Genomic DNA, 5960 nt, shown 5'->3' on the forward strand with positions numbered 1-5960 from the left:
GAAGTAAGGATAATATTGGATAACTGACAATTATTTTTAACCCCTAACTGTCAGATAAAGTCGTGGCTATTACACATTAGTGTAGATAATGATACTATGACTCTCACCTATAAATATTTATTTAGTATGTTTCCTTTTTATTTGTTGAAGATGCCAGGCATTGATCTGCCTACTGATTGTTTCGGTTTTGTCCGATAATACAACGAATTCTTTCAGGGAAACTGTTTTTAAATTATTAATCAAACTTATAAGTAATCTTAAGATTTCAACCTTTTCTTTAGCACTTGATAAAAGCATTATTTTATCAAGGCATATCAATTTAGCTTACAATAAGATCTGACTGTTTTTCCCGGATAAATTCAAAAGCATCAATGAGTGTCTTTGTTTCTAAACTAAATGACACAATTTTATTTTTTAGGATCTGGATTTGCCACCTTTTCTTTCCATTGTCTAAGTCCCTCGGTTGAAATACCTTCTTGAAGTTGTATTTTCAGATGAAAATCCATTTATTCTATCATATGGTCTTCAGTTTCAAACAGAGCAATAATTTTATGCAAAACAACACTATCCGGAAAACTAATACTTGCAAAAGTTTTCAGATATTTTGAACTGTCCTTATACTTTTCCTTAATCCAATCCGATAAGCCCTTTGCTCGTATGCAGTTCAGAATATGCACTGTCTGTAACAGTGTATGGTATTGTTATTCATGTACTAGTTTTTGTTTGATGTTCATGATTAGTTTTATTTTTTTCAAAAGTGCGGCAAATTACTCTGCCGCACTGATTTAAACCAAACTCAAAAACTTATTTTAATACTGTATTAATACTTATTGCTTTGATAACATTTTAAAAGCTATAAAACAAATTTACATTATATTGACAAATGTTAAATTTCGCCTAAATGGTCAAATAAATTCCGCTTAATAGACTAATGAATTAAATGAATAGGATCTATTCTGAAATACAACGTACAGAAAATCCGTCCGTACGGTTGCCGTCGTTCGCAGGGGTAATTGTACTGCTACTGAAGTTGAGGTTGTAGGCGTAGGTACTATTCTCCGTACTACTCCAATAGAAGCCGCGGTAGGCACGGTTGAACAATTCCCCCGTACTGCGGTTCCGGTTCCCTGCGGCAGGAAAGGTTAAGGTACTCCCGTTGTTCACAAATATTCTTGCTGCATTATACTTAGTTGCTCCACCTGTATTAGTTGTCGCCCATGGTGTTCCAATGATACTTGTTGTAGAGTTGCTGTTAAAGCTTGTCCACTCGTTTCGAGTAGGTACTCTGAATCCGTCGGGGCATGGGTCATTATCCGTCTTTACAGGAGCAGCCTCGGTACCGGAATTCCAGGCTTTATTAGCCGCAGCAGCTGTGCTCCATCCTGAAATATTACCGCTACCTGTTGAAGCTGTAGCGACAGGATTCAGTTTACCCCATTGATAATAACTCCCCATAATTCCCTGATTAGGAATGTTAGGATCCAGAGAAGTATCCGCTCCTAAGTTATGAGTCATCATCTGACGAGTTTCTCCATTAATAATAACAGGAACTACATCAGGAAAAGATCCTCCCGCCCCCACAGTACGAGTAAAACCGCAAGTCTCGCCGGCTATACTGATAGTGAACACGGCAGTACCCGCAGCAGAAGGAGTTCCCGTAATATTAAAGGTGAATGTACCGCTGCCATTATTCAATGTACCGGAAGGAAGTGTGGCTGTAAGACCGGTTACCCCGGTAGAAGACACACTTACAGAGGAGTAAATACCTCCGTTACCTCCGTTATAAGGAATGGAGGTATTAATACCAGCAGCAGGTTCCCCTGCTTCCAGAACTCCAATATCAATGGAAGCTGAACACAACATCTGGGTTAACGCAGCAGTATTGGTACCACTGGATACCATTTTTACCCAGCGGTTACTACCCGCATTAAAATAATAAAAACCAGCGTCATCCATCCCTTCCACCTGGCCGGTACGGTTGGCAGGATCAGGTGCTGCCGTTACAAAGACTAATGTAGCATGCTGATCATCAGCATACACTCCCGCAGCTTCAGCGGCATGAAGTGAGTTACCAGTAACACGGGGAATAATAAGTCCTTCGGAAGCACTACCATCCGTTGTTTTACTCGTTACATCCAGGGTCGATTTGGGAGTCAGGCTATTGATCCCTACTTGTCCGTAAGATAATACTCCAAGGAAAATCGTGGGTAATAAATACATTTTTCTCATGTGATAAATATTTTAATTAATTTGAAAAATAATTCAGCTTCGGATGAAGTGTGCCGGTTTATTTTTTCAGGTCAACTTATCCTTCGCAATAATACATATACCGGGATTTTGACTTTGATTGATTATTATGAATAATTTATCTCTAACAAATCCTGGGTAACGTTTACCTATTCTTCATCTTTTTTTCAAAGCTATTAGAATGCTATTACTTATAATTGTATTCACAGCCTAAAGCTATTGTACTTTAAAGAGTTATTACAAATCTAGGATATTGTTGTTTTCTTTACGGCTGTTAATCTGTAGTATTTTCGCTATTTTACTATAGTTTTTCAACTAACACTAAATCGTCATCAGATAAAACAATATGAGGAGTTATTTACTGAAATTAACAGAAAGCTGTTTTAAAACCTATATTCTGCGTGTTTACCAGTTATTATGATTATGATAAAAACAAAAAAGAAAGACCGGATAATGTATGGTAATCTTTTTCAAAATTTTGGGAGATGATCTTCCAATAAACAAGGCTGCTATAAGATTATTACGATATTTTGAATTTGGAGATATCAGAAGATAATTGGAAAGACTTTGAAATTAAAGTTCAGCTGATTAATTTTTTCGATTCAGCTAGAAGTGCTAATCCTACTCCTGCCTGGAACAGGAAATTTCAAGAAGTATCAGCAAATTATTGAAAATAAAAGGCTTTTGCAAGTTGAACAGGTAATTATGCAAAATGAGAATTGTAGGACCTATGAGGTTGACTATGCAGAATGGAGCGACGATGTATCAAAGCGATTTTTGAAATCAACGAAATGGATAAAAGAAAGTTTAAAGTAAGAAATTATTAATGTTTCTGGTTTAAGCCAATTATTACAATATTAGAAAATGAATTACGAAGAGTATAGTAAACAAAGATTAGATAAACTAGTTAACGTCCAAGATGAGTTCTAGGAAATTTATAAAATTGATTCATATGCAAATTGGTTTGATGACTGTGAATTTGAATACATACCTATATAGGACCTATTTTTTTTAATCAAAAACCTGGATTTGGAGCTGGTGTAATGGCCATTCTATTAAAAAGAATAGAAATGAACTTCTGGTAGTAAAAGAATTCGGTGTTGAAATAATTATGAAAAACTTTATAAAGGAACTTTCCCAAGTGATGAGTATGATGGGTGGGAATTATCTTCCATTTGTTTTGATTTTCTAAAAGGTATTGGCGTGTATAAAGTCAATACTGATGATTTAGAGAAATACCTTTTAGTCATCAACATTCCTGATGAACAATCATCAGAAGTAAAAATGTTCAAGCAAAAGAAAGTTGATTGTGAAAATCATGGCTATTCACAACCTGCATTTTGTCTGCGAGCATTTGATCTTGAAATTCCCAAAGGCTTTGAAGGAGTATTTGATACGTATAAGGAGATGGAACTGGAAGAAGATGAAGATACAGGTATGGTGAGTGAATTTGAAAAAGTCAGAGTTGAATCTGATGGTTGGAATGAGGAGTCTGAAAAATGCGCGGGGATAACACTGATTTGTGAAAACTGTTATTTTGATTTGAAAGAATCCTATAAAAATATGCAATAGTTGAATAGCTTATCTACAGCAGAAAATCGATAATATCACTTGAAGAATTTTATACTAATAAGAATCAAAAGAAGCCAATTTTCAATGAAAGCAATAAGTTTGATTAACGTACTAAAAAAACATATAAAAAATTATGATGAAATTAACCTCTCTTTTAATTGTTAATGATGCAATGAGTGTAGAATCTTGAAAAATTGACCATAGTAATCCGTTAATTGATTGTATTGTATTGAAATTACCTTACATTATTAAACTATAATTCTGTTTTTTATTTTACATCAATTTCTACGACGGATAATTATAAACGTTGTATGGGTAAAGCTTTTTAGCAAAAGTTTTGGAAATCAGGCATCCTATCAAAATCGGGAAAAACAATTCGAAACCATTCGGAACCAGATTACATACCAAGAAAAGTGCCGTAAAGGGTGCATAAATAGAAGCTGACAATGTAGCTGCCGCTCCCACCAAAACGAAATTAAGATAAATTAAAGAGGTTCCGAACCAAGTATTACAAGAATAGGAAAATGCAAATCCCAGAAAAGCACCAGCAACAATACTGGGCGCAAAAACGCCACCATCTCCTCCTGCTCCCAGCGTAAGCGCAGATGCCAAAGGCTTTAGAAATATCAAAAACAAAAGAATATACAGTGAATAACTTTGAGGATGATTCAGGATTTCTGAAAGCGAATGATAGCTGTCTCCATACAGAAACGGAAAACAAAATATGATACTTCCCACGATTAAAGCACCGAGATTTACCCTCAAAAAATTGTTGTTAATCCCTGAGAAGAAAGTTTTAATTTTAATCACCAAAACGGTAAAATAAACGGATAAAATCCCACCCAATAAGCTTAAAATTACAAAGAACGGAACAGCCACCCATTTCCATTCAGTAATGTTGATGGGAAGCAATGGCTCACTTTTTAGAAATATCATGAAAATCCAGGTAACAAGTGCCGATGCCGTACAGCTGATAAAAAGCGTTTTGTTAAATTTCCGGGCAATAACTTCCATTGCAAAAAGCCAGCCAGCAAGAGGACTTCCGAACAAAACAGCCACACCTGCCACCACGCCGGCACAGATGAGCTCTAACTTGTAAACATTGGCGGAAAATTGTTTTTTGTACACTGCATTTCCTATGGTTGCAGTTGCCACAACGGTAGAAACCTCAATTCCTGTGGAACCGCCGAATATGACTGTTAGAAAGCCATTGATATAATGTGACGGAATTTTAAAAAGGGGCAAATGATCTTTTCTATAGTCAACAGTTTTGTAAATTTCGGTAATTCCCTTATTTCTTCTGTTGCGGAAAAGGTATTTTCTTAAAAAATAAATTGCCGTAATCCCAATAGTCGGAAGAAAAATAAAGAGAATAACATACTGTTTTTCGGCAAAAGTAAAGATTAGTTTCTGAAAATGCTCAGTAATCAACTTTAATGAATATGCCAGGAAAGAAGTAAGGATACCGATAAAAATCGAAACTAAAATTAACCTGAAATAGTGATGTCTTTGTACTTGCTTTCTTTTCATACCTTTTTTGAAATCAAATTTTAAACAAATTTAGGTGTTATAAAAGATAAATCCTATTATGTTATTGGTAAATACAACGGAAATATCGCAGAGATTGACTGGCGGGAGTACTAGGAGATCATGATGATAATCAAATATTTCCTGTATGGCCAGAAAAAGAATTTGCTGTACTTTGTGCAGTTGATCAATGGAAAAATTATAAACCTGAAGTAATACAACTAGAAAACTTTATTGAAAAATGATACCAGGTATAACTAATGATAAAACATTAGTAAATGTTTTTCTTACACCAAATGCTAAAGGAACGATAATTTCATCTAGTGGCCTATACACAGATTTGCAAGAAGAATTAGAACAGTACTAATAATGAATCAAGAAGAGATTGAAAGTGTTATTGCTTTAGAGCTGGAAGAAAGAATTTTCCCATTATGGAGCGCGCAGGAATACGCAGAATTTTGTAAGGTTAATGGGTGGGAAATTGTGAAATGGTCTTATAGATATTAAAATAATACTTATAGGTGAATTAGTCAATATTTAATCTGACAGTTATAATCAAATTAAATAACTTTAAAACAGATTAAGTATTATGACAACACAACAAAAAATCATCA

At 34.9% G+C, this 5960-nt stretch carries 5 protein-coding genes; 3 read left to right on the top strand and 2 right to left on the bottom strand.

Annotated features, from left to right (window positions below; genetic code table 11):
* Positions 1-951: 951 nt before the first annotated feature.
* Positions 952-2229, bottom strand: a complete 1278-nt coding sequence (locus AC59HC_RS22885; RefSeq protein ID WP_496559442.1) for an FISUMP domain-containing protein — start codon at positions 2227-2229, stop codon at positions 952-954.
* Positions 2230-3450: 1221 nt separating this feature from the next.
* Here AC59HC_RS22885 and AC59HC_RS22890 point away from each other — a divergent pair.
* On the top strand, positions 3451-3819 hold the full coding sequence (locus AC59HC_RS22890; RefSeq protein WP_496559443.1) for a hypothetical protein: 369 nt from the start codon (positions 3451-3453) through the stop codon (positions 3817-3819).
* A 285-nt stretch (positions 3820-4104) separates the two neighbouring features.
* On the opposite strand, the gene AC59HC_RS22895 is transcribed toward AC59HC_RS22890, so the two are convergent.
* Complete coding sequence (locus AC59HC_RS22895) at positions 4105-5349, bottom strand: chloride channel protein (RefSeq protein WP_496559444.1); 1245 nt, start codon at positions 5347-5349, stop codon at positions 4105-4107.
* A 98-nt stretch (positions 5350-5447) separates the two neighbouring features.
* Here AC59HC_RS22895 and AC59HC_RS22900 point away from each other — a divergent pair, with 98 nt between their 5' ends.
* Together AC59HC_RS22900 and AC59HC_RS22905 are read left to right on the top strand one after the other, a co-directional pair.
* Positions 5448-5591, top strand: a complete 144-nt coding sequence (locus AC59HC_RS22900) for a DUF2750 domain-containing protein (RefSeq protein ID WP_142718506.1) — start codon at positions 5448-5450, stop codon at positions 5589-5591.
* Positions 5592-5715: 124 nt separating this feature from the next.
* Positions 5716-5853 carry a hypothetical protein gene (locus tag AC59HC_RS22905; protein WP_496559445.1) on the top strand — a complete coding sequence of 46 codons (138 nt, stop codon included), beginning with the start codon at positions 5716-5718 and terminating at the stop codon, positions 5851-5853.
* Positions 5854-5960: the final 107 nt, after the last annotated feature.

Source organism: Chryseobacterium sp. DZ-32, assembly GCF_059587025.1.